Raw genomic sequence first — 25,975 nt, 5'->3', positions numbered from 1 at the left:
CAAACAGAAATTAAATCAAATTTGGAGGCTTTATGTCAACTGAAAGATTTCCCGGAGTTATGTCAGAAATCGTGCGTCGGATGTTTGCCGCAGTTGAAGAAAATGATGTTGATAAAACAGTTTCCTTCTTCAGCAGAGACGCATTTTATAAAGTGGGTAATAATCAGCCAGTATTCGGCCCCCAAGGAATTCGGGATTTAGCAGGCCCAGTGATGCAAATGTTCCGCAAAGTTACCCACGAAATTAAAGATATGTGGGAAGTGGGAGGCGATACTGTAGTTTGCGAAATGAATGTGCTTTACATTCGCAACGATGGCAAAGCTTTTAAAATTCCTTGCTGTGATATTATCCGATTTAATGATAGCAATTTGATTCGATCGCTCCAAGCCTTCCTAGATATTAACCCCTTGTTTGCGCCCGATGAAGAAGCCATCAAACAGAAGAATTTGGAATTTGTTAAAGGGCTATACGCCGCCTTTAAACGAGGTGACATTCAACCTTGGCTAGATGCTTTCACAGAAGAAAGTACCTGGCTATTATATGGCCCTGAAGAAATCCCTTTATGTGGTTTACGCAAGGGCAAGAATCAAATTCTAGACTTCTTGCAAACACTGATCAACACACTAGAAGTTAAAAATTCTGTACAGCACAGATTTATCGCTGAAGGTGACACAATAGTTGTCTTGGGATTTGTTCACAGCATGGTGAAAGAAACTAACATCGACTTCAAATCAGAATATGTACATATTCTCACTGTGAAGGATGACAAATTACTCAGCTATCGCGAGTTCTTAGATAACGCTCAGTTATTGGCTGCTTATAAAGGTCGTTCATTAGTTTAGGTAAATCAAATTTGGTTTTTTCCTAGCTTTTGAGTCCGATCGAGCTTTTCTATTCCTATATAAAGTAACCAAGGAGTCATCAGATTATGACACAAAGCAAAGGTAAAATTGGCGTACTCATTGAAGAACATTTCGACCCAACTGAGTATAAAAGATTCAATGAATACTTTCCCGAACAAGGTTATGAAGTGGAATATATCTCTCATTTGTGGGGTAATCCTTCATTAACTTTTGGTTCCAATCCCGAAAATGACAAAGTTGAATTTCATGTGGTTGTGACTACAGAAGTTAACGACATCGATCCGGCAGATTATGTAGGGATAATTTGCATTGGCGCTTATGCAATGGATCGATTAAGATATCAGGTAAATGTCAAGAAAGGCGAGAAAAATCAAGCGCCAGCAGTGGCATTTATCCGAAAAGCTATGAGTGCTGGAGATGTGAAAATTGGCACAATTTGTCATAGCTTGTGGTTGTTATGTGCTGACAAAGATTTGCTCACCAATCGTAAAGTTACTTGCGCCCATAACATTGTTTGTGATGTGGAAAATGCGGGGGCGGATGTGGTTTTTGACGGTGATGTAACCGCAGATTTGGTGATTGATGATAATCTAATTACCGGGAAGCATCCGGGGGTAGTCGATGAATTCATGGAAGCTTTCGTTGCCGAAATCGAAAAAACTCAAGCCGCCCAAAAAGTAGCGGTTTAAAATTCAAATTGGGTTGGTTTATTTAGCTTTAGCCACTTTGTTCAATTATCTTTGGAGGCAATTCCAATGGAACGGATGAATTTCACTTTTTCTGATACTATTGGTGGGTATGTTACTCACTTCGATCGCCACAACAAATCCTTCGGCATCAAAACCTCAGATGGGCGAGAATACACCGCATATTTAACCCCAACAGCTTGGGGAAGAATTGCCCAAAATTTAGGTGAATCTTACATCGACGCTACGCAACGATTGGCGGAATTACTATCACCCGGACAGCACGTATTTGCTTACGGTGTCTTCTATCCTCAAGGAGATGGACACAAATTTGAAGTAAAATCTTTCGTGTTTCCTGGGGAAGCACCTGAAAAATATCGCCACGAAGAACCAGATTGGTGGGTAACACAAATTCGTTCCATTGCTGATTGTTATTTAAAATGGCAATTTGGCTATCCCGCTAAAGAAATCGATTATCATAACTATCGCACCATGCTGAATTTAGCTGGTGAGAAAAAACCCGATGATTACCTGCAAGAAACTGATACAATTTCCCGCATGGTTTATGGGTTAGCTTCTGCTTATTTACTAACAGGAGAAGACCGCTTTTTAGAAGCTGCGGAAAAAGGTAGTAATTACCTGCGGGAACACATGAGGTTTTATGACCCGGATGAGAATTTAATTTACTGGTATCACGGGGTTAAAGTTACCGGGAAACGGGAACAAAAACTATTAGTTTCTGAGTTTAGCGACGACTACGATTGTATCCCAGCTTACGAACAAATTTATGCCTTAGCTGGGCCAATTCAAACTTACAGAATTACAGGCGATCCTCGCATTTTAAAAGATGCAGAAATGACGGTAGATTTGTTTGACAGATTCTACTTAGATAAAGAACAAGGCGGTTATTTTTCCCACATCGATCCAATTACTTTAGATCCGCGTGCTGAGTCTTTGGGACGTAACCGGGCTCGGAAAAATTGGAACTCAGTGGGCGATCATGCTCCAGCTTATTTGATTAACCTGTGGTTAGCAACTGGAGAGCAAAAGTATGCTGATATGTTGGAGTATACTTTTGATACCATTGAAAAGTATTTCCCCGATTACGAAAATAGCCCATTTGTACAAGAAAAGTTCCACGAAGATTGGAGCAAAGATCAAGAATGGGGATGGCAACAAAACCGCGCTGTTATTGGGCATAACTTGAAAATTGCCTGGAATTTAATGCGGATGCAAAGCTTAAAACCCAAGGATGAATATGTTAGTTTGGCAGAAAAGATTGCTCAATTAATGCCAGATGTGGGTAGCGACAAACAACGCGGTGGTTGGTACGATGTGGTAGAACGAACCTTAGCAGAAGGTGAAGAACATTACCGTTTTGTGTGGCACGATCGCAAAGCATGGTGGCAACAAGAACAAGCAATTTTAGCTTACTTAATTCTCAATGGTACTCTAAAAAATTCCGAGTACTTGCGCCATGCCCGTGAAGCTTCTGCTTTCTATAATGCTCACTTCCTCGATCATGATGACGGTGGGATTTACTTCAACACTTTAGCAAATGGCTTGCCTTTCTTAATGGGCACAGAACGCTTTAAAGGCAGTCACTCAATGAGTGCTTATCACTCAACAGAACTCTGCTATTTATCAGCAGTTTATCAGAATTTGCTGATCTTTAAATACCCAATGGACTTTTACTTTAAGCCGATGCCAGGAGCATTTAAAGATAATATCTTGCGAGTTTCACCAGATATTTTACCTCCGGGAAGTATCAGCATTGGCAAAGTTTGGATTAATGAAGAAGAGTACAGCAATTTTGATGCTGATGGCTTGACTGTGAAACTGCCAGATACGTCCGAACAGGTGAAAGTGAAGGTAAATATCGTTCCTCGCTAGGAATGGGAAACTAGAGATTATATATGGCAAGTTGAAATAATTTTCGATTTGCCATCTACAATCAACTGTTAATGATTCCCTAACAAGTAAAATGGACATTAATATAAAAAACCTCAAAGATGTAACTGTCGTCGAAATGGCTGGCGACATCGATGCGAATACAGCGCCCACAGTTCAGAAAGAAGTTTTACCCTTGGCGAAGCCGGGAAGTAAAATTCTCCTGGATATGACCAAAGTTCCCTATACTTCTAGTGCTGGTTTACGTTTGTTACTTTCTCTGTATCGGCAAGTAACTGGTAATGATGGTCAGTTGGTGCTAGTGGGGCTTTCTGAGGAAATTCAGGATACTATGTCGATTACTGGATTTCTGGAATTTTTTACCAGATTTGATGACGTTGACGCAGGATTAAAAGCGCTGATGTAAGTTTTCCTCTGCATGAGTGGAAGAAGACTACTACTGCGGGATAGGTGCTATGGCAAAAGTTCTAGCACCTATATATCAGGAGTCGCAGGCACAATCTTCTCTGCTTCAGGAATAATACAGATCTAATCGCTAGAGTATTACGACGACTAACAACTGAAGCAGTTATGGATGCTCCAATTCAATCAACGGATAATTTATTAGAACAAATGGCAGCACTGCAACAAGAAGTAGCTGAATTAAAAATCGCCAGACTCGCCCTAGAAGCGCAAAATCGGATGCTGGAAAATATGCTGAACATGGCAGAAAGTCCTAAGCCGGGGGAAATTTTAGAAACTGTTCTCCAGCAGGCTTTTGAAATTTCCTGCAAACTGACAGGTGCCGAAAGTGGGTGTTTGGTATTTTTAAGTTCAAATGGTGCTGTGCAAAAGAGCATCCCCAAAGAGGAAGATTTAACTCCTGTGCAGTCGATTCTCTCCAGTCCTTCCTACATTAATTGGGTTGATACGCATCGCCAAGCTGTGCCTTTAGCAGATGTGTTGGAAATTGAAAATTTGCGATCGCTCTTTAATCAACCCCCATTCATGCGCTCAATGCTCAGTGTTCCCATCCTGAGAAAAGGCAAATTACTCGCTGTCCTCACTTTGATGCACTCTCAGCCAGGGTATTTTGGTAATGTGATTGCTGGCTTCATGCGGTCTATGTCTCGGCAAATCGCCCTGGCTACAGAATACGCTCGCTGTTATGACGAACTAGACAGTTACTCGAATCAACTCAAACAAGAGTTAGAAAGAGCTAGAGAAATTCAGCGAGATTTTCTGCCTAATCCAATGGTAAGTGTGCCGGGATGGGAATTTGTGGCTTGTTTCTACCCAGCGCGTCAAGTAGCTGGCGATTTCTACGATACTTTCCGCTTTCCTGATGGGTCTGTGGGTTTAGTGGTGGGAGATGTTTGTGATAAAGGAGTGGGAGCAGCTTTATTTATGGGGTTGTTTCGCAGTTTATTACGCATCTTTTCCGGTTATTATTCCTTTGAAATACCGAGCCAGACTCAGGAAAAATTGGCACAGAGTGAAGTAGAAGTCGAGGAAGTTCCGCCAAATACTGTCAAAGTTATTGATGCGCTGAAGGCGATCGTCTTAACTAACAATTACATCGCCCAAAATCACGAACGTTTGTGTATGTTCGCCACCATCTTTTTTGGGGTACTCAATCCCATATCTGGCGTACTTACTTACATTAATGGTGGGCACGTACCGCCGATTATTGTGCGTGCAACTGGTGCTGTAGAACGTCTCCAACCTACAGGTCCGGCAGTCGGCACAATTTATAACATTGATTACGAAATTAAACGAGTAGAACTAGAACCAGGAGATATCTTACTCAGCTTCTCCGATGGTGTCCCAGATGCCCGTTCTCCAGAAGATGTTCCCTTTACTGAACAGCGATTGCTCTCATTATTAGAAGCACCTGCTTCCTCTGCCGTTTCTTTGGTAGAACGCATTAAATCTGAGATTAAATCTCATATTGCTGAAGCAGATCCTTTTGATGATATTACTATGTTGGCTGTGCGACAAAATTTGCCATTATCAACAAATTAAAACGGCAAAATTCCTGATTTTAATGTGAAAGTTAACCAACCTAATGCTCAAACTTTATGGACTTAAGAATTGACACCCATCCTACTCATAATTACGGCAAATTTAAACTTCGCACTGGGCGGCCTTTCCCTTTTGGTGCCACTATAGTTCCAGGTGGAGTTAACTTCTCGATTTTTTCCTCTCACGCCAAATCCTGTACTCTGGTGCTGTTTGAAAAGCACGAAAAAAAACCAATGGCGGAAATTCCCTTTCCTGATGAATTCAGGATTGGTAATGTTTTTTGCATGATTGTATTCGATTTAGATTACGAAAATATCGAATATGGTTATCGCATGGATGGCCCTTTTAATCCCCACGAAGGTCATTGGTTTGACAAGAGTAAAATTCTCATGGACCCTTATGCTAAAGTGATCGGCGGTCGAGATGTTTGGGGAAAAACACCCGATTGGGATGATATTTACCATCATCGATCGAGAATTGTTCCTGATGATTTTGACTGGGAAGATGACCGACCTTTAGAAATTCCCCCAGAGGATTTAATTGTCTACGAAATGCACGTTCGTAGTTTTACTCGCCACCCTTCGGCAAAGGTGAAACATCCGGGAACTTTTGCGGCGATTCGGGAAAAAATTCCCTATTTTAAGGAGTTGGGGATTAATGCGATCGAATTAATGCCAATCTACGAATTTGATGAGTTTGAAAATTCTCGTCCTAATCCCAACAATCCAAAAGAATTACTCGTAAATTATTGGGGTTATAGTACAGTCGGGTTCTTTGCGCCGAAAGCGGGATATGCCGCAACGGGCAAATTGGGAATGCAGGTAGATGAATTTAAAGCTTTAGTTAAAGACCTGCATAAAAACGGAATTGAAGTAATCCTTGATGTAGTATTTAACCACACCGCAGAAGGCAACGAGCATGGGCCAACAATTTCTTTCCGGGGAATTGATAATAAAACCTACTATATGCTGACACCGGAAGGTTATTACTTCAATTTCAGTGGTTGCGGCAATACTTTAAATTGCAATAATCCGATCGTGCGGAATATCGTGCTAGACTGTCTGCGCTATTGGGCAAGTGAATATCACATCGACGGTTTCCGCTTTGACCTTGCTTCTATTTTAGGCCGCGACCCTTGGGGCAGACCTTTGGCAAATCCCCCATTGTTGGAAACTCTCGCTTTTGACCCAATTTTGGCGAAATGTAAACTAATTGCCGAAGCTTGGGATGCTGGGGGACTCTACCAAGTTGGTTCTTTCCCCGCTTACGGACGTTGGGCGGAATGGAACGGTAAATATCGCGATGGGATTCGCAAGTTCCTCAAAGGCGATGCGGGGCGAGTGGGCGATATGGCGCAACGTCTGCAAGGTTCCCCGGATCTCTATGCTTGGGCAGGTCGAGGCCCTGCAACTTCGATTAATTTTATCACTGCCCACGATGGTTTTACCTTGGCTGATTTGGTTTCCTACAACTACAAGCACAATGAAGCTAACGGGGAGAACAATAACGACGGTTCTAACGATAACGATAGCTGGAACTGTGGCGCAGAAGGTTGGACGGACGATCGGGGAATTCAAGCTTTGCGTCAACGGCAAATGAAAAATGCTGTGGCGATGTTGATGGTGTCTACTGGGGTGCCGATGATTTTGATGGGCGATGAAGTGGGACGTTCTCAGAATGGGAACAATAACACTTATTGCCACGACAATGAGTTAAATTGGCTGGATTGGTCGCTTTTGGAGAAAAATGCCGATCTATTCCGCTTTTTCAAGCATTGCATTGGTTTCCGCAACGCACACCCAGTATTGAGGAGTAAGTACCACTTTAGCAATCAGGATTACAAAAATAGTGGCTATGCCGATATTACTTGGCATGGGACACAAGCTTGGAACGCTGATTGGTCTGATTCTAGCCGGATTCTGGCTTTTATGTTGTGCGGGAAACACGCGAAGTCGGGAATGCTGGAGGATAACTATGTTTACGTTGCCATGAATATGCACTGGGAAACTCTTTGGTTTGAGGTTCCCGGTTTAAAAGATGGCATGAAGTGGCACGTTTTTGCTAATACTGGCGCTGCTTTTCCCGATGATATTTGTGTACCAGGTAAGGAACCGTTGTTAGAAAATCAGTCGGGGTTGTTGGTGCGCGATCGATCTGTGGTTATCCTCGTCGGTAAGTCAAAAGTTTCCCCCACAAACAAGGCAGAAATTTAACTTTTTTGCCTGACTCAATTGCTGTAAATTAATCTAGAAAACAGGAGAAAATCATGGCTTTTAGTACAACTTTGTCAATCGAAGATACCACTGCCACAATCACTTTAATTGGTGAATTGGATGCCAGTACTGCACCAGATTTTAAGGCGGAAATTGAGAAAGCTGCTGCTAAAAAAGTGAAAAGTCTAGTTTTGATGATGGAAAAGTTGGATTATATGGCGAGTGCAGGGTTGCGGGTACTAATTTACACTAAGCAAAAAATGGGTGCAGATACAGATATCTATGTGGTTAAGCCACAGGAAATGGTACTGGAAACTTTGGAAAAAACTGGTTTTGACCAAAGTGTAATAGTGGTTGATAATCCGCCGCAAATTGAAAAAGTATAACTCACTAGTTGTTAGTGGTTAGCGGACGGGAAATTAAAAGCTAACCACTAACTATTACACCCAAAACTTATGCTATGGAACAATTAACTGTACCCGGAACTTTAGACTCTTTGAGTAAAATTTCTAAATATGTCTTGTCAGCTGCTTCTGCTGCTGGATTGGATAAAAAGGCAACTTATAGATTGCGTCTAGCTGTAGATGAGATTGCCACAAATGTAATTAGCTACGGTTATGAAGACGCGAAAATTCAAGGAAATTTGGATTTACAAGCTAAGATTGATGATTCTAGTTTGACAATCTTGATGGAAGATCGTGCCGCTGCTTTCGATCCGACAACAAAATTTATCCTAGAAGAAGACTCAATTAATCTACCAATTCAACAAAGAGCAATTGGTGGATTAGGGGTTTATCTGGCGATTCAAGGGGTCGATCGGTTTATGTATGAGAGAATTGGCGATCGCAATCGCAATATTTTTGTCGTCAATCTCCATTAGCTATTGGTCAGTAAGTTAGGGTGCAGGGTAGTGGAATAAGCTGTGGAGCATTTAAAAGTCATATTGTAGGGTGCGTCAGAAGGGGATATTTTCCTTTCTCTATAAGGCTTTACCGTCTGACGCACCCTACTCGTTAATAAGTGATTTAAATGCGTAACAGCTTATTTTTCTACTACCTCTTCTACAAAATAATAACTATTAAAAATGATTCTTTGTAGAAGTAATACATTTTCACTGTAGAATCTCAGTAATGAATCAGCAATCCCTTAGAATGGAATCAATAACTTTTTCTTTAACAACGAGTAGAAAATTGCGATCGCAATATTTTCATCATCAATAAAAAGACAAGTTGAAATAGGGGCATAAGTGAGTATGATCGTGCCAAATCAATCCATAGAACAACTACACCAAGAACTAGAATCTTTGCGCCATGAGGTAAATGAGCTCAGAACTGCACAAGCAGCTTACCATGCTCAAAGCGAACTGTTAGAAAACTTGGTGGCGATGGCGCGATCTTCTTCGGAAAAGGAAATGCTAACAGCCACCTTAAAAAATACGATGGTTGTCTCTACTCGACTCACGGGCGCAGAAAGAGGTAGTTTGTTCATCTACAACAGCAGTGGCGCTGTAGTTGCTAGTATTTTGACTCGCGAAGGCGCAACCCCAGAGGAAAGCAATAAACTGATTGGTTTAGTTTTGAAGGATGGATTAGCAGGTTGGGTAAGTCGTCACCGGGAAATAGGACTAATTTATGATACGAAAAAGGACGATCGCTGGGTAGATCTACCCAATCAGCCTTATCAAGTAGGTTCAGCATTAGCTGTACCCATTCTTCGCGGCGACAGGTTACTGGGTATTCTCACATTACTGCACTCAAAAAGCGAACACTTCACCAAAAAACACGCTCATTTGATGGAAGTAACAGCAGATCAAATCGCGTTAGCTTTAGAAAATGTGCAACTTTACACCAAGTTAGATAGTACGAAAAAAGCACTAGAAAATGAATTAGAAAAAGGGAAACAAATTCAAAAAGATTTCTTGCCCGAACAACTAATTCAACCCCCTGGATGGGAAATTGCCGCTTACTTTTCCCCAGCAAGAGACGTAGCTGGTGATTTCTATGATGCCTTTGAACTTCCGGGCGGATATGTGGGTTTAGTAATTGCTGATGTCTGCGACAAAGGCGTAGGTGCAGCCCTATTTATGGCATTGTTCCGCAGCTTAATTCGCATCTTTTCCGGTCAAATTCAATTACAAGAATCAGATGTACTAAATTCGGAACTCAGAGAAATTCATCCCAATAACCCGCACAAAGCCAATTATTCAGCAGAAGTCGATGCCTTAAAAGCGGTATCTTTAACCAATAATTATATCGCCAAAATTCACTGCCAATTGTGTATGTTTGCCACCCTGTTTTTTGGCGTATTGAATCCGAAAACAGGCGTACTAACATATATTAATGGTGGTCATGAATTTCCGGTAATTATTGGAAGAGAGGGAATTAAGAAACGTCTGTCAAAAACCGGGCCAGCCGTAGGCATGATGCCAAATGTTAAATTTAAAGTTGAACAAGTGCAGTTAGAACCGGGTGATATTCTGTTAACTTACACTGATGGTGTACCGGAAGCGCATAGCCCTACAGGAGAGTTTTTCACCGAGAAAAAATTGTTGTCTTTGGTTGAAAAAACTACTTGTTCTACAACTCATTTGTTAAATACTGTAGAAGAAACTTTACGTAACCACATAGGCGACGCAACTCAATTTGATGATATTACAATGTTGGCAATACGTAGGATTAGTTCAACACAGGAATAATCATTTTGGCATCGAGTAATACAAGTTACAATAGCCTTTAGTTTGCCAATTCTGGGACAGAATAGTTGTACTTGTAGAATCAAGTGCATACTGAGACTCACGGCAAACATAACCTAATTTACTCAAGTACTGATGAACATTCCAATCCCCCAAAGTGTTCACCTTAGCCAATACTGTATTAAACTCAACTATTAACCAAGGCTGATACTTTTTGAGGATAGTCTCTGCACCCTGAAGAACTTCAATTTCGTAACCTTCTACATCTATCTTGATCCCATCTACAAAAGTGTCTGTAAAAGTGGCATCTAGTGTAACCACAGGTACAATAATAGATTCGTTAGTTGATGTAGAAATTACCTGAGATATGTTATGTTCTTGATGGCATTGCAAAGCTAATTCTTTGTTCTCATTTCCAACTGCGGTGGGAAGTAATTTTATATGCTCTTTTGAGGTTAGTAAGGATATATTTTGAGACAGTTTTTCAAAGGTAAACGGATTAGGTTCAAATGCGTAAACTCTACCATTGCTCCCTACTGCTGAAGCTGCCACAATAGTCCAAATCCCGATATTCGCTCCGCAATCTACAAAAGTTTGACCAGGCTTAAGCAATTGTGTTAGTAATTCTAAATCACTTTGTTCTTCCTGTTCTAACCAAACCATAGCTTCATAGGGAACTGAAAAATCGCAAATAACCTTTCCTCCGCCTGGTAATATTCTAATTCTCTTGGCATTTTTGTCTCTTTTGTCGAGCCAATAGTTAATTAACCTTCCTTTACCCCGAAAAGCTAATTTTCCAGTTATTTTAAGTAATTGACCCAAGGGATCAATCAAACCGCTTTGGGAAATAGTTGTAGTCATTTTACTAATTTTAACCTTTGCTAATGATTAATTTTAACCAATAAGTATTTCCTAGCCAAACAAAACTATTTTTAGTTAGCTAAAAACTTTGTATAAACATCCAGTGTATCTTTAGCGATTCTGCTCCAAGAGAAGATTTGTGCAACTTCTATACACCTTTGAGAGAGTTGGGAATAAGTCGCTTCATCCAGAGTCAGCAGATTAGCTAATTGGTTGCTAAAACCTTCAATATCACCAGGAGCAACCATAAAATCGTTATCAAAATGATGCAACATTTCCCTTGGGCCTGGTACATCATAAGCTACAGTTGGTATACCGCAAGCTAGTTTTTCTAGTACTGCAAAACCAAATCCTTCAATATAACTAGGGAAGGCTCCTACTGTTGCACCGCTTAAAAGTTTTGGCAATTCCTCACTGTCAAATTGCGGTAGAATTTCGATCGAATTATCAGCAGGTAAATTCAAATCAGCTAAAACTGTTTGGGCACTGAAAGCTGTGCCTAAAAATAAAAAACGTACATCTGGAACTTTAGCTTTTAGACGTTGAATAATTTCTCCCCATTCTCTAGAACCTTTGCGTGGGCACCAAGTACCAATAAAAACTACCTGCTTATTGGCTAACCGCACTGTGGCAGGTTGAACAGCTTGGGAAAATGCTTTTTGCCTTGGTTCGGAAAGTCCGAAGGGAAAGGCAAAACACTTGTTTCTTAAATGCAAAACATCACGAATATAAGCTAGTTCATCGCAATTAGGTACATTAATTAAATCACAAGTTTGCAAACTGCGAAGATATTCATAATTTTTTCTTTTGGAATACCAAGAATTAAACCAATATTTGATTTGAGTTCTTTTCTTTTTGGGAGGCCATTTAATCTTCTCTAGCTGGGAAAATTCATCATAAAAGGCATACAAACCTACAGAACGAGCAACCAGTAACCCTTTAATTCCTAGTTCTTGTTTAGTAAAAGGTAAATTGCCTTGGTGAGCGTCAATAATATCAAACCTATGAGCATTTGCTTGGACAAAAGCTTTAGCTTTAGCTGAAAAGCTGGGACGATTTAAGTTTTCTAATATAGATAAATTGCCTTTGGTGGGAAAGGCATCACCATAATCAAATTTTTCTACTTCATGCCCCATTGCTTGGAATTCGTCTGCTAATTCTAATTGCACTCGTGAACCGCCTAAGTTACGATTCCAATTCATGTGTAGAATCATTAGTATTTTTAATTTTTTTACTGTGCTTGCAACCATAATTTATCTAAATTTAACATTTATTTATTATTTCCAAATTTCTTGAGACAACCAAAATTTGTGTCTGACTGGGTTAACGTAATGCCTCAGCGCGATTTTATTATTAGTATACTTATCTGCATAAATAAATTGATCGTCTAGGCGCAAAATAAATTTATTAGGGCAAAGAGGTATAGCGTTATTTCGGTGCATTGTTAAATGCAACATAGTTTGCTCGGTAAAGTAGTTAGGGGTATTTTCCAGCTGCAATAAACGCTCAACTGCGATTTCCCAGTTTAACGGTTTTTGAAGCCAAATAAATCCGCCATTTACCGGATTGGATTTTTCCCAAGTATGACGAAAGATGCGATCGTCAAATGCTTCGGCACAATCAGGTAAATATCGGGGTTTTTTCTCGATTGACTCACATAAATTGGCTATTTCCTCCGCATCTGGAAAAAACAATACATCTGAATCAACATAGATAGTTGCTTTATCGATCGGCATTGAGAATTCAACTATTAACTTTTTACCCATTGGGCTATTTTGAGCATAATCAATAATACTTTTAGGCAGATCGTCTTTAACTATACTGTCTAAAGTTACTATATTCACGCAAGGATGAATTTGACGAAGTAACTGACAACTTCTTTCCGAATAGCTGCCGTCAGAAACTACAGTAAATTTCTCAGGAATACCAACATAACGGATAAATGAGCGAATGCTTGCTACTTGTTCGGGTAAATCGCGATCGCAAGAAAGTGAAAAAACATTTACTTCTACTTTTCGTACTTGTGAAATTGGACGTTTCACAATCCAAGGAATAGCAAATTTATATAAAGAACGAATCCAACTTCCTTGAATCCTAGCTGCACGGTAGCCAATATTTACCATAATTTAATTCTCCTATTAAATTCCTCCTATTATATAAATAAATGAACTACTCTAATCGCGTATATTTTAATTTTACTTATTTGGCAAGATTAATAATACTTTTAAAAAGCATCTTCCAGAAAATAGTCCATTGTCCGATCGTTGGTCTTAATTTTAAAGCTTGAATTATCTCTTTAGGAGTGAGTGAGAGCCTATTTAAAATCAAAGGATGGAGGACAACGAAATCTTTAACATACATGGCAAAAATCTGCCTCCGAATAGGGGGGAGCTTTTTCGATTCTGCCAAGGCAACTTGATAAAACTCTTCCATACCTTCTGAATTATAACCACCTGTTTTATTTTTACCATGAAATCTAAATTTAGACCAAATTTCGTTTGTATACGCTGACTTAGGTCGTTGGCTCAGAACTCTCAAAAAGAATTGATAATCCATTAAATAGTAAAGTGATTTATCTAAAGGAAAACAATTATCAGAAATTTTTTTGGCAACAAATACAGATACTTGTGGCAGGGCGCAATATATCCAAAACTTTAAGTAACGTCCAAAATCACATGGCACAGAATTAACAATTCCTGTACTACCATCAACATATAGAGTGAGACTACTTCCTGCTATAAATGTATAACCTTTTAAATAATATTTGCTTACCATCTGTAAAGCTGATTTTGTGTAAGCGTCATCTGCATTTATCCATGCAAAAATATCACCTGTACAATACAAATACCCCTTGTTAATAGCATCAGTTTGGCCTTCATCTAATTCGCTTACCCAGTAAGTAAGATAATTTTCGTATTTTTGAATAATTTCAACTGTATTGTCTGTTGAACCTCCATCAATGATGATGTATTCTAGATTTGGATAACCCTGGAGTAACACGGAACGAATTGTTTCTTCAATAAACTGTCCGTAGTTATAGCTAGGCGTAACAATGCTAATCCGAGGCCACTTACGACCATCTGGCATTAAATCTGGTAAACATTCAGTTCCTTCTGTCCAAGGCCAACCTGTTTTTTCAGGAGGCGGCACAGGCAAATCTTTTAGATGTATTGCAGTGTTGATAATTGGCATTTTTACTGTAAATTCTCAGCTGAGTTTTTCTGTTTACTAAAAAAGTATTGTTTTAATTTACTCAGTTTTATTCTTATATTATATTTTATTTTTCCTATTGGGATCATAATATATTTAATAATGTAAAGTTTTAACCAGTCATATTTAGAGAAGAGGCATAAATTACTATTAATAAATAAAATATCCGTATTGGTATTGTATATTTGTGAAAAGCTCAGGCTAAAAAATCCTAATTTATGCAACCTGTGCTTGATTGTCTGCACTTGTTCTCGACAATCAAAATTTTCTATAAAATCATGAAACTCAATTGTGATTTGCTTAATTTTAAGAAGCATTTCATCTTGGGTAGAATTAAATAGTTCTATCTCTGCACCTTCAATATCAATTTTTAAAATATCAACATAATTAATAGAGTTAATTTGAAAAAACTTTTCCAAAGTAATACCGTTTACAACGACAGTCCCTCTGACACCCCAATTCTCCGCCGACAAAGAATTAATACTATTAGCTTCTGGATTATTTGAAATATAAATTTTTACTGGTTCATTAACATTGGTTATTACATAATTAAATTTTATTAATAAATTATCTTCCTTAATTTGTTCATATAAGTACGGCAACGCTTCTACTGCATAGCATTTACAGCCAAAAGTTTCACTCATTTGAGATGAAAATTCTCCCTTATGAGAACCTAAGTCTAAAACGATAGAACTAGGCTCTATTCCCTTAGAGTAAAAATGATGTCCTCTAAAACATAATGTTTTTCCTTCTGACAGCAGATTATTAATCCACGATTTCTTCATTATTAGAGCTCCTTTAATATTTTTGGGCATCACCTAACCGTACATAGTTAAAACTGTATATAAATCTTGCACATTTTTCAATATAAATCCTAGTTTTGGGAAAAGAAGTGGGAGCAATAAACTTCTTTTAGGAAGTTGACTTTCATTTATAAACTCTGCTATTTTAGGATAATACCTTTCCACCTCGATATATAACTTGCTCCAGTAGTCTGAAGAGTACTTTGTGACAACTTCACTAATTTCTTTTCTTCTAGCAAAAGCACCATTGTTTGTTTTATTGATTGAATGATTTCGATATATAGCGTAAACTTTTGGAACATAATCAAACTTAGTGATTTTAGAGGCTCTGATAAACCAGTCCCAGTCTAAAACATAATTGTAGTTAAGATTTAATTCTCCCGTAGATTGCCATAACTTTCTTGTCCAGAATGCACTAGGCTGAGCGATAAAGTCATTATATGTCAAACTAAATTGCTCAAAAGGAATGATAGGATGATAAACACTGTGTATTCGATCGCTATCTTGCTTGACGATCATCGTGATTCCGTAAATGAGATAATTTTGATCAGTTAATCCGGCAAATTTGCGACCAATATCTAGTAAGGCTCCTGGTAAATACATATCATCAGAATTAAGCCAGCATAGTACCTCACCAGAACTCAATCTCATACCCTGATTTATGGCATCAGCTTGACCTTTGTCAGGTTTTGAGTGCCAGTAAGATATTTTATGAGCGTATTTTTTTATAATTTCTACTGTATTGTCTGTGCTGCCACCATCTATGATAATTAGTTCTAACTTGGGATACTCTTGACCAATCACGGAAAGAATCGTTTCTTCAATGTAATTACCTTGATTGAAAGAAGGAATTACAACTGATATTAATGGATAATTTACCTGCTCTAAAATATTCATAGATCATTTATCAGTTCTAACATTTTTTAAAGTCGTCAAGAGAGTATATACTAAAATGTCTATTGAGACACCAAACTAGATTTTATGAAAATTACGTCAGCTTGTAATATTCTCCCATCTTGCGGATGATAAAGTTGACCAGTGACTCCCCGATATTGAAATCCTAAATTAACTAAAATTTCATAAATATCATTAAACAAAAGTTGACCTTTATAAAGTTCCTCCATTGACATTTCAATCATCAGTACATCAGCTTGACTAAAAACATTTATCCCTCCCATTATTACTTTATCTTCAAACCCCTGAACATCCACTTTGATCAGGAGTGGTTTATCCAAGTTCAGTTGTTGAGCAATATCATCTAAGCGAACTATATGAATTTTTTCAATTGTTTCTTTCTCCGTAAAAGGAAAAGAATCTTTATGAAGTTTTGCCATAGGAAGTAAAGATGAAGAAGGAGACCATTCATTCCGATACATTTCTAGTTGCCCAGTCTCATCTCCCAAAGCCAGGTTAAAAGCTTTAAATCGAGGCATTTTTCCAAATTTATTCATTATTTCTTGATAACAGTCATTAAGGGGTTCAAATGAGTAAACCATTGCATCTGGTAGTACTTGAAAGCTCCATTCAGCAAAGCTACCTACATTTGCTCCGATATCAAGAACAGTTTTAATCCCTATATTTCTTAACCAAATAGTTTTTCTTAATTCGTTTCTTAATTCGTCTTCTTTAGTTGGCAAACGAGATAAACGTACACCAAACAAACTTAAAAAACCTTGAATTAGAGATTTAGTCATAGAAAATTACCTTGATAATCTATAAGCATATTTCACTCAACTTTCAAACCTTATTTAACTACTAAAGAACCTTTGGGTAAAAACGTCATATCTGTGGACGAAAATATGTTGTAATCCTCACTTTATACTTACTGAACGATAAACATCTATTGTTTGAGCTACGGTTTTACCCCAGCTAAAGGTTTTAGCTCTCTCATATCCTTTAGCAATTAAGCGATCGCGTTCCAGAGAATTATCTAGCAAGAAAAGCATCATATCTGCCAACTCACTAATAGATTCGGGGTCAAACAGTAACCCTGCATCACCTACTACCTCTGGAATACTGGAGCAGTTACAAGCGATCGCTGGAGTTCTACAAGACATCGCTTCTAGGGGAGGAATGCCAAAACCTTCATATTTAGAAGGATAAACTAAAGCGACACTGCAACGGTACAGTTTTGCTAAATGACTATCAGTGGGATAGTTGTATTGTACAATGCGATCATTCAGCTTAAGTTCCGCAATCAGCTTTGCTTCTGACTGATTAAAATATCCCCCAACTACACATAATATAATATCTGGTTGAACTGATGCAACTTTTGCAAAAGCCATTAACAATCCGTCAAAGTTTTTATAGCTAACGCGGCTACCTACATAAAGGTAGAATGGACGGGAGGGAACTGGCTCATCCCCATAAGAAAGGCTGGCATCAATTTCCGACGCTAAAAGAGTCACACTTATTTTACTTTCAGCTATTGCATATATTTCAATTAAGTCTTTTTTTGTATTTTCAGAAATGCAAATAATTTTTTGGGCTGCTCTAATAGCTTTTTCTTTTTGTTTGGAAAACATCCCATCGCTATCTAGTTCTTTAGGAAAAATTTCATGAAGCATATCCCATACTGTTAAAACCACAGGATATTTATAGTAACTTAATTCCTGTCTATTTAGTAATGAATAGTAAGTAGGATGAATAACATCAAAGTAATTGAATGCAGTAACAGATCTATAATAATGCTTTTCTAACCAGTAAGATAATCTACCTGGTTGAAAGCCAAACCTAGCATATTCAACTTTCTTCAAATTGGGATGAATTGGATAACTTATCTCACTATCGTGGCAGTTAGTAAGAATTGTCATCGCCGGGTAAAAATTATTTGGTAGCCTGTTGATTAGATTATTAAAATATCTAATTATACCCCCTGCTACTAAGTCAGCATATATTTTCCCATCGTAAAGAATACGCATTTTATTTTTTCACACAAAGAAACGAATATAGTCTACCTGGAATATCACAATGACGAGACAAACGATTACGGTAATAGTTTTCAATTATAGGGATTTTGATTAGCAAATTAGCTAATCTTTCTCCAATTTTTTTCTCAAGTGCGTGAGACAACCAGTTCCTTACTTCACTATTAGACACAGGAGCAGGAAAATGATTTATAACTGTATCAAAATGTCCAAGGCATTTTAATATTTTTAAATTTGCTTCCTGGAGTGCTGAAATATAAGCCTCTAAGCAATAAGCATTTTCTCCTCCATGCAACTTGTGCAAAATATGATGCTTTAAAAAGGCATTTAATTGTTGTTCATCACTAATAACGTGCTCTCTGGTAGCCAAGAACAAGCCTCCTGCTTTTAACACTCTCGAACATTCACCAATACCTTTTCTTAAATCACTGAAGTGATGTAGTGCTTGACGAGCATAAACTATATCAAAAGTTGAATCAGCAAAAGGTAATGCTTCTGCAAAAGCCTGTACTATTGATATTGAACCATTACCGATCTCTGCTGATAGCCTCTTAATTGCCCCAGTTCCTACGTCTTTGCTAGGATCGGGATCTACAGCATAAACTTCATATCCTCTAGAAGCAAAAGCATAAGAAGCTATTCCATTTCCACAACCAATATCAAGGATTTTTAACTTTGTATTCGCTCGATTTAACCTTAAAAGCTTTATAACTTCGCTAAACTCTTCACTTTCTAAAAAGCGTTTAGCAGCAGCAAGATTATCTGCATCCAAATAGGAAAAAGTGACTGATTCAGCCATATCAGGCTGGCTTCGCATCCAACGAACAGCTTCTTCATAAGTTAATAATTTTTCTTTCATACTATATATTCTCCTATTTAACTATTGTTCTAATTTCCAAGCACAATTAGCAAAGATACAACCATAATCTAAACCTTCGTATATAGCAAATTCCGAACCCATATCAGTAATGGTAAATTTACAGATATCCTCCATTCGATCTAAAACACGAACATTTGGTATATGAATGGCGGTCGCCAAACAATAATTACCTGGAGTTAGCAGCTTTGGAGGTATTGTCATATTTGCTGTAGTTTCTTCTACCATTTTATTTGAAAGATATTTTCCCAGTTCAGTTTGACTTGAAAAAATTTTTCTTCCTTGTAAATCTTTGACTGTCACTGTTAAAACTGTATCATCTACATACTTGTTAATCCGAAATTTAATTTTTATTGTAATGGCATTTATATGCCCGAACTCCGATACATACGCACCACATTCATTAACTGTTCTGGTTTCTGTAATAAAAATTTCTTTTTCCTTACATTGAGTAGATATATAGGAGTTATCTTGATTAAAAGCTAAGTTTTCCAAATAATAAGAAATAGTTTCTTTTGTTTTCCCTTGCTTAATTATTTCACCTTTTTGGAGAACTATGGCATCACTACACAGTTGATTAATCATTCCCATTTGATGACTTACGAATAGTACTGTTCTTCCTTCTCCACTCACATCCTTCATTTTTCCTAAACATTTTTGCTGAAATTTAGCATCACCTACTGCCAATACTTCATCTACTACTAAAATTTCTGGTTCTAGATGGGCGGCAACTGCAAATGCTAGACGCACATACATCCCAGAAGAATAAAATTTTACAGGTGTATCTAAAAATTTTTCTACTTCTGCAAAAGCGACTATTTCATCAAACTTTCTGCCAATTTCTGCTTTGCTCATTCCCAGAATAGCACCGTTTAGGTAAATATTTTCTCTGCCTGTAAGTTCTGGGTGAAATCCGGTGCCTACTTCTAATAAACTGGCTACTCTCCCTTTGATGGCAATTTGTCCGGTGGTTGGTTCTGTGATCCGACTTAAAATTTTTAATAGTGTGGATTTTCCCGCGCCGTTTCTACCTATAATACCAACTCGATCGCCCCTCTTTATCTCAAACGAAACATCTTTCAAAGCCCAAAATTCTTCTCGATATGGATTGGCGATACTTTTACCCAATGGTTTCAATAATTTGCCTTTTATTGACTTAACTCCCTCAGCCATTACATCGCGCAAAGTTTTGTAAGGCTGTTTTTGATGCCCAATAATATATTTTTTTCCTAAATTTTCGACTCGGATTACAGTATCAGACACGCTTCTATTCCCTGCCTAAATCACATCAGCGAATGTACGTTCCGTTTTGCGGAAGTACCATATCCCACTAGCAAATAATAATATAACTAATCCTAAAGAGAGGATAAATCCAGGCCAGTAAATTTGCACGTTTCCTTTTAATATCGCCCAGCGAAAGCCATCTATTACACCTACCATTGGATTTAAAGAATAGAGCAAGCGCCATTCTTTGGGAACTATACTACTACTAAAACCGACTGGGGATATATATAAGCCAAACTGGACGATAAAGGGGACAACATAGCGGAAGTCGCGGTATTTTACGTTTAAGGCTGCTAACCATAATCCTCCTCCCATTGCTGCGGCAAATGCGATCGCCATAAACATCGGCAATGTTATAATTCGCCAACTAGGTACAAAGTTATACCAAATCATCAATGCTAGCAATATCATACCAGAAATCATAAAATCGACAAAACTAACAATTACGGCAGAGGCAGGGATAATTAATCGCGGAAAATAAACTTTAGAAATTAAATTGGCATTGCTAATTAAACTATTACTACATCCAGAAAGGGAATTAGCAAAAAATTGCCAAGGTAACATTGCCGCAAAAACTAATATTGGATAGGGCACTCCTTGGGAAGGTAATTTGGCTAATTGTCCAAATACTACGGTAAATACAACCATTGTTAAGAAAGGTTGAATTAATGCCCAAGCAACACCGATCGCAGTCTGCTTATACCTTACCAAAATATCTCGCCATGCCAGGAAATAAAATAATTCCCGATAACTCCATAAGTCTTTCCAATATTGTTTTTCGGTGCGACCAGCTTCGATGATTAATTCTGTTTTATCGTGAGTGGGCATAAATATATTGCATTACAGGTAACATTTTTTCTGGGTGGAGAGGAGATATGCTCTTAAGTCAGAAAAGGCGATCGCCTATCCATCCCTTATCGCAGCTAGCTTTCATAATTCCCAGTTTCGTTAGAAAAAACATCAGTGTTTATCTATCTTAAGTTTTGTTTAACTCTCTGGGCTTCCGTGTCCCTCACTAAGATAGCATCTTTGTGCAGCAGGTCTTTCGATTCTAGATTTTAGATTTTGGATTTTACTTTAGTCAAAAGTTACTTACTTAAAAATAAGGAAGGGTACTAATTTTAGGTAGCACCCTTCCATTAGACCTCGTGCATAAATCGCAATAGGGTGAAGCATTTGCGGATGAAAACCCTTATTTCAGCGATAAATCAAGGCGCAAATGCTAATGCCTACGGCACGCACTCACGTTCGCCTCTACAACTAAAAATCGACTTTTGTAAGAGGTCTATTGTAAGTTACTAACTCAAGTTGCTAGTTATTAATTTTGAGGCTGTAGGGTGCGTCAGATAGCAGAATTTTGGTTAAAATAACTAACTTTATCGGTCTGACGCACCCTACTTTATATAAGTAGCAACTTACGTTACTATTAGATAAGGAGTATTAAGTCCTTACTTAGGAATCATGTATCCTAAGTAAGCGCTTAACGCTAACTCAGCTAATTCAACGATTTGTGAAACATTGTCGTTGTTTGACGCAGCTAGTCCTACACAAGAGAGTAATAGCAGCATTACTATCACCTGTAGGAACCTATTATTGTTAGGTGTATCCATCTAACTAACTCCACTCAAATTGAACAGTTGGAACAATTGGAACTTTAGCAATTACTGGAAGCACCAAAAGTAATTGCTTTTTTATATTAGACTTCTCACAAAATTGAGTTTTCTATCTCATAGCAATTCTCCATCAACATGGGCTTAATATCTCGTAATTATTTTTGTTGTAATTCTTGCTAGACATAGTAGCTTGTCTAGGAGGTATTAAGCGCATTGTTACAGAGAAATGATATCAGAAGATCTAGAATCTAGCACAATTCTGCAAGATGTCTAATTAAGAATTTGGAAAAAAACCAGAAGAGGTTTGATTCAAGATTAATTACATAATATACCCTACTTTGTTGATACATATTCGTCCAGATGTTGGTTCAGTAATACGACTTTAAAATTTTAACAGTGCCAGGAAATAAAATAATTCCCGATAGTTCCATAAGTCTTTCCAATATTGTTTTTCGGTGCAGCAAAAACAATCCAGTTGAGTCCACCTGCGAATCAATTCGCTTTTCTTATAGCTAAAGTCCATTAAAATGGACTCAATAAGATCTTCGAGTCCACTTGAGTGGACTTCCGCTATTAGCCCGGAAATTGATTTCCGGGCGGGTGTGGGCGACACCATCAAATAATTTTGCCACAACTTAAAACCAGCCAATCAAACAAATTAAACGGCTATGGTACAACAACTCCCCGCCGAAACAACCCCAGAAATAATTTACCCAGACAGCGACGGACAACCAATGTCAGACAACACCAAACAATTTCGCTGGATCATTGTAATTAAAGAAAATCTCGAAATTTTGTTTGCCAACAATGATGATGTCTTCGTCGCTGGAGATCTGCTTTGGTATCCCGTTGAAGGCAATAATAAAATTCGCCAAGCGCCCGATGCAATGGTTGTGTTTGGAAGACCAAAAGGTGACAGAGGTTCCTACAAACAATGGACAGAAAACAATATTCCTCCCCAAGTGGTTTTTGAAATCCTTTCCCCTGGAAATCGCGCCGGAAAAATGGCTGATAAACTATTGTTTTATCAACGCTATGGAGTGGAAGAATATTATATTTATGACCCCGATGATATTGAATTAGTCGGATTACAACGTTCAGGTGATTGGTTAGAAAAAATTGAGCAAATCAATGGGTGGGTAAGTCCTCTTTTAGGAATTCGATTTGAACTAAAAGAAGATACATTAGAAATTTATCGCCCCGATGGACAAAAGTTTCTTACTCCTGTGGAATTAGATAGATTGCGAGAAGCGGAAAGGCAACGGGCGGAACAGGAACATGAACGGGCGGAACAGGAACGTCAACGGGCGGAACAGGAAAGAGAAAGGGCGGAAAATGCGATCGCCAAACTCGAACAACAACAACAACTTTACCAAGATTTGCTCGAAAAATTACGCCAACAAGGAATTAACCCAGAACAACTTTGAGTAATAACAAAACTCTCGATTAAACAGTTATGGTACAACAACTTCCCGCCGAAACTACACAAGAAATAATTTACCCAGACAGCGACGGACAACCAATGTCAGACAACACCAAACAATTTCGCTGGATCGTTGTAATTAAAGAAAATCTCGAAATTTTGTTTGCTAACAATGATGATGTCTTTGTCGCTGGGGATCTGCTTTGGTATCCGGTTGAAGGCAATAATAAAATTCGGCAAGCGCCTGATGCAATGGTTGTGTTTGGTAGACCAAAAGTTGACAGAGGTTCCTACAAACAATGGACAGAAAACAATATTCCTCCCCAAGTCGTTTTTGAAATCCTTTCCCCTGGAAATCGCACTGGAAAAATGCTGCAAAAAGCGATATTTTATCAACGTTATGGAGTGGAAGAATATTATATTTACGATCCAGATGATGTAGAATTGACAGGCTTTATCCGTTCTGGAGATTTGTTAGAACCAATTGAAGAAATTAATGGTTGGGTAAGTCCTCGTTTGGGTATTCGATTTGAACTAAAAAAAGATACTCTCGAAATTTATCGCCCCGATGGTCAAAAGTTTCTGACTCCTGTGGAATTGGATAGACTGAGAGAACAGGAACGTCAGCGGGCGGAAGATGCGATCGCCCAACTCGAAGAAGAAAAAAAGTTAAGGGAACAAGAACAACAGCGCTACCAAGCTTTAATCGAAAAACTGCGCCAACAAGGAATTGACCCAGAACAGTTATAATCAAACCGGAAAAATTTTTACTTTCTCCCTCTAGAAACAACCATGTCAACTCAAACAGATACCCCATCTCTCGCCAGTTTAACAGAATTACCTTATCTCGATGAAAATGGCAAATTACCTGCAAGTTTATCTGGTAAAATAGGGGTTTATGCAATTTTTGATCGAGCAAAAACTCTCCAATTTGTCGGTTACTCCCGCGATGTTTATCTCAGTTTAAAACAGCATCTTGTTCGTCAACCAGAAAGTTGTTATTGGTTAAAAGTCCAAACAATTGAAAAGCCTAATCGAACAGTCCTCGAAAATACTATGAATAGTTGGATTGCGGAAAATGGCGAAACTCCTATTGGTAATGATGCTGATAAAGCAAAATGGACAGAATCTATTGATGTTAAACCTTTAATGTTAGATGAGGAAAAGGCTAATTATGAAAAAGCCGCAGGAGAAGAATTAGCCCAATCAAAAGTTTTAAAGAATGCCGCCCGGAGAGTAGAAGCGGAAATTTTAGAAACTCTCAAATCTCGCGGTTGTCAAGAAGAAATTCGCTTTAATCCTAAGTTGAAAGATAGCGGTTTGCTCGATCTGAAATAGGGATTGGGGATTGGGGACAGGGGACTGGGAAATATATTTATTGTTGGAATTAAACCAGTCTAATTTTCCCTTTTGAGAAACTTGCTATATCTGCGATTTTAAATCTAAAGTTAGAGTATCCTGAGAAATAAAATTGCTAAAAATAAATCAATTAAAGTTGGCAAACTACAATTATGCAAACGTTTTTGAACAATCGGTATCAAATTATTCAACCACTGGCTGCTGGCGGATTTGGTCATACATTTTTAGCAGAAGATACTCATTTACCTTCCCGCCGCCGCTGCGTAATCAAGCAACTTAAACCGATCGCCCAAAACGCCCAAGTTTATCAGTTAACTAAACAGCGTTTCCAGCGAGAAGCAACTATTTTAGAAAAACTGGGCGCATCTCACGATCAAATTCCTCAGTTATACGCTTACTTTGAAGAAAATCAAGAGTTTTATTTAGTTCAAGAATTCATAGAGGGAGAAACATTAACTGAACAAATCCAAAAACAAGGGAAATTAAGCGATCGCACTGTCGAAAAAATCCTCATAGATATTTTGCCAATCCTAAATTTTATTCATAGCCAAGGGATTATTCATCGAGATATTAAACCGGACAATATAATTTTGCGTCAACGGGATAGCAAACCTGTATTAATTGACTTTGGCGCACTTAAAGAAACTATGATGACAGTGGCAAATCCTCAGAGCAATCCTACTCACTCAATGGTAATAGGAACGCCAGGATTTATGTCTGTTGAACAAGCAGCTGGTAAACCGACATACTCTAGCGATTTGTACAGTTTAGGGTTAACAGCTATCTATTTGCTGACGGGTAAATTGCCTCAAGAATTACAAATCAATCCGCAAACAAATGAGTTTATTTGGCATCAATATGCAGCAAATATCAACCCAAATTTAGCAGCGGTTTTGGATCGATCGATCAAAACCCTTCCTGGCGATCGCTATTCTACCGCCCGTCAAATGCTCGATGCCTTACAAACTTCCCCCACCCCCGTCAATCCCAACAACCTTTCCCAACAAGCAACTGTAGCAGTCTCCCCCGGCAAGGCATCTAGACAAACAGTGCCATTGCCCAGCACCTCCTCTGGTTGGGGAATGGGGGCGAAAGTAGCGATCGCAGCTGGTATTGTAAAACTTCACTTAATTTGTAGTCATTTATAAGCTAAAATAGTTAACAATTATTTTACTTTAACCCTCAAGAATCAATGACCTGAGTTATCAGGGTGAAATGTCCCGGGACTCTAAGCAACCACTAGTACCAT

General features: G+C 38.3%; 24 protein-coding genes. 13 read left to right on the top strand and 11 right to left on the bottom strand.

All coding sequences use genetic code 11. From position 1 onward, the window contains the following. The first annotated feature begins 32 nt into the window (after positions 1-32). The 9 genes from ACE1CC_RS13495 (at position 33) to ACE1CC_RS13455 (ending at position 10,372) form a co-directional block, all read left to right on the top strand. Positions 33-842, top strand: a complete 810-nt coding sequence (locus ACE1CC_RS13495) for a nuclear transport factor 2 family protein (RefSeq protein ID WP_413270955.1) — start codon at positions 33-35, stop codon at positions 840-842. 86 nt (positions 843-928) lie between these two features. Next, positions 929-1,552, top strand: coding sequence for a DJ-1/PfpI family protein (locus ACE1CC_RS13490; RefSeq protein ID WP_413270954.1), 624 nt, complete (start codon positions 929-931; stop codon positions 1,550-1,552). Positions 1,553-1,618: 66 nt separating this feature from the next. Continuing rightward, positions 1,619-3,442 carry an AGE family epimerase/isomerase gene (locus ACE1CC_RS13485; RefSeq protein ID WP_413270953.1) on the top strand — a complete coding sequence of 608 codons (1,824 nt, stop codon included), beginning with the start codon at positions 1,619-1,621 and terminating at the stop codon, positions 3,440-3,442. Between the two features lie 91 nt (positions 3,443-3,533). Beyond that, positions 3,534-3,866, top strand: a complete 333-nt coding sequence (locus tag ACE1CC_RS13480; RefSeq protein ID WP_413265659.1) for an anti-sigma factor antagonist — start codon at positions 3,534-3,536, stop codon at positions 3,864-3,866. Positions 3,867-4,030: 164 nt separating this feature from the next. Beyond that, a complete protein-coding gene (locus ACE1CC_RS13475) occupies positions 4,031-5,464 on the top strand; it encodes a GAF domain-containing SpoIIE family protein phosphatase (protein ID WP_413270952.1) in 1,434 nt (477 codons plus the stop codon). A gap of 56 nt (positions 5,465-5,520) precedes the next feature. Continuing rightward, the gene (gene glgX, locus ACE1CC_RS13470) at positions 5,521-7,677 is read left to right on the top strand and encodes a glycogen debranching protein GlgX (RefSeq protein WP_413270951.1); all 2,157 of its coding nucleotides are present in this window, start codon (positions 5,521-5,523) and stop codon (positions 7,675-7,677) included. Between the two features lie 53 nt (positions 7,678-7,730). Beyond that, on the top strand, positions 7,731-8,063 hold the full coding sequence (locus ACE1CC_RS13465; protein WP_413270950.1) for an STAS domain-containing protein: 333 nt from the start codon (positions 7,731-7,733) through the stop codon (positions 8,061-8,063). 74 nt (positions 8,064-8,137) lie between these two features. Further along, on the top strand, positions 8,138-8,557 hold the full coding sequence (locus ACE1CC_RS13460) for an ATP-binding protein (RefSeq protein ID WP_413270949.1): 420 nt from the start codon (positions 8,138-8,140) through the stop codon (positions 8,555-8,557). A gap of 378 nt (positions 8,558-8,935) precedes the next feature. Further along, positions 8,936-10,372, top strand: coding sequence for a PP2C family protein-serine/threonine phosphatase (locus tag ACE1CC_RS13455; protein ID WP_413270948.1), 1,437 nt, complete (start codon positions 8,936-8,938; stop codon positions 10,370-10,372). Here ACE1CC_RS13455 and ACE1CC_RS13450 read toward each other — a convergent pair whose 3' ends face one another. The 11 genes from ACE1CC_RS13450 to ACE1CC_RS13400 form a co-directional block, all read right to left on the bottom strand. After that, positions 10,373-11,230, bottom strand: coding sequence for an FkbM family methyltransferase (locus tag ACE1CC_RS13450; RefSeq protein WP_413270947.1), 858 nt, complete (start codon positions 11,228-11,230; stop codon positions 10,373-10,375). It lies immediately after the preceding gene. Positions 11,231-11,301: 71 nt separating this feature from the next. Then, entirely contained in the window at positions 11,302-12,444 is a 1,143-nt protein-coding gene (locus ACE1CC_RS13445) for a glycosyltransferase family 4 protein (RefSeq protein ID WP_413270946.1), read from the bottom strand. A 63-nt stretch (positions 12,445-12,507) separates the two neighbouring features. Further along, the gene (locus ACE1CC_RS13440) at positions 12,508-13,353 is read right to left on the bottom strand and encodes a hypothetical protein (RefSeq protein WP_413270945.1); all 846 of its coding nucleotides are present in this window, start codon (positions 13,351-13,353) and stop codon (positions 12,508-12,510) included. Positions 13,354-13,429: 76 nt separating this feature from the next. Further along, positions 13,430-14,422: a glycosyltransferase family 2 protein gene (locus tag ACE1CC_RS13435; RefSeq protein ID WP_413270944.1), complete on the bottom strand. Its 993-nt coding sequence runs from the start codon at positions 14,420-14,422 to the stop codon at positions 13,430-13,432. 2 nt (positions 14,423-14,424) lie between these two features. Continuing rightward, positions 14,425-15,225, bottom strand: coding sequence for an FkbM family methyltransferase (locus tag ACE1CC_RS13430; protein ID WP_413270943.1), 801 nt, complete (start codon positions 15,223-15,225; stop codon positions 14,425-14,427). 33 nt (positions 15,226-15,258) lie between these two features. Beyond that, positions 15,259-16,140: a glycosyltransferase family 2 protein gene (locus ACE1CC_RS13425; RefSeq protein WP_413270942.1), complete on the bottom strand. Its 882-nt coding sequence runs from the start codon at positions 16,138-16,140 to the stop codon at positions 15,259-15,261. A 59-nt stretch (positions 16,141-16,199) separates the two neighbouring features. Further along, the gene (locus ACE1CC_RS13420; protein WP_413270941.1) at positions 16,200-16,937 is read right to left on the bottom strand and encodes an FkbM family methyltransferase; all 738 of its coding nucleotides are present in this window, start codon (positions 16,935-16,937) and stop codon (positions 16,200-16,202) included. A gap of 117 nt (positions 16,938-17,054) precedes the next feature. Then, positions 17,055-18,164: a glycosyltransferase family 4 protein gene (locus tag ACE1CC_RS13415; RefSeq protein WP_413270940.1), complete on the bottom strand. Its 1,110-nt coding sequence runs from the start codon at positions 18,162-18,164 to the stop codon at positions 17,055-17,057. Between the two features lies 1 nt (position 18,165). Then, positions 18,166-19,029 carry a class I SAM-dependent methyltransferase gene (locus ACE1CC_RS13410; RefSeq protein ID WP_413270939.1) on the bottom strand — a complete coding sequence of 288 codons (864 nt, stop codon included), beginning with the start codon at positions 19,027-19,029 and terminating at the stop codon, positions 18,166-18,168. A 21-nt stretch (positions 19,030-19,050) separates the two neighbouring features. After that, positions 19,051-20,310 carry an ABC transporter ATP-binding protein gene (locus ACE1CC_RS13405; protein WP_413270938.1) on the bottom strand — a complete coding sequence of 420 codons (1,260 nt, stop codon included), beginning with the start codon at positions 20,308-20,310 and terminating at the stop codon, positions 19,051-19,053. A 15-nt stretch (positions 20,311-20,325) separates the two neighbouring features. After that, complete coding sequence (locus tag ACE1CC_RS13400; protein ID WP_413270937.1) at positions 20,326-21,159, bottom strand: ABC transporter permease; 834 nt, start codon at positions 21,157-21,159, stop codon at positions 20,326-20,328. 1,453 nt (positions 21,160-22,612) lie between these two features. Here ACE1CC_RS13400 and ACE1CC_RS13395 point away from each other — a divergent pair. From ACE1CC_RS13395 to ACE1CC_RS13380, 4 genes are all read left to right on the top strand, one after another. Beyond that, entirely contained in the window at positions 22,613-23,371 is a 759-nt protein-coding gene (locus tag ACE1CC_RS13395) for a Uma2 family endonuclease (RefSeq protein WP_413270936.1), read from the top strand. Between the two features lie 29 nt (positions 23,372-23,400). Further along, positions 23,401-24,117 (top strand): Uma2 family endonuclease, encoded by a 717-nt coding sequence (locus ACE1CC_RS13390; RefSeq protein WP_413270935.1) that lies wholly within the window; start codon positions 23,401-23,403, stop codon positions 24,115-24,117. A gap of 42 nt (positions 24,118-24,159) precedes the next feature. After that, positions 24,160-24,705 (top strand): GIY-YIG nuclease family protein, encoded by a 546-nt coding sequence (locus ACE1CC_RS13385; protein ID WP_413270934.1) that lies wholly within the window; start codon positions 24,160-24,162, stop codon positions 24,703-24,705. A 173-nt stretch (positions 24,706-24,878) separates the two neighbouring features. After that, positions 24,879-25,874: a protein kinase domain-containing protein gene (locus ACE1CC_RS13380; protein WP_413270933.1), complete on the top strand. Its 996-nt coding sequence runs from the start codon at positions 24,879-24,881 to the stop codon at positions 25,872-25,874. Positions 25,875-25,975 lie beyond the last annotated feature (101 nt).

Origin of the sequence: Floridaenema aerugineum BLCC-F46, from assembly GCF_041929345.1 — a bacterium.
GTDB lineage: Bacteria > Cyanobacteriota > Cyanobacteriia > Cyanobacteriales > Aerosakkonemataceae > Floridanema > Floridanema aerugineum.
Note: the sequence above shows the minus strand (reverse complement) of the source record. Positions and strands in the feature narration are given on the sequence as shown.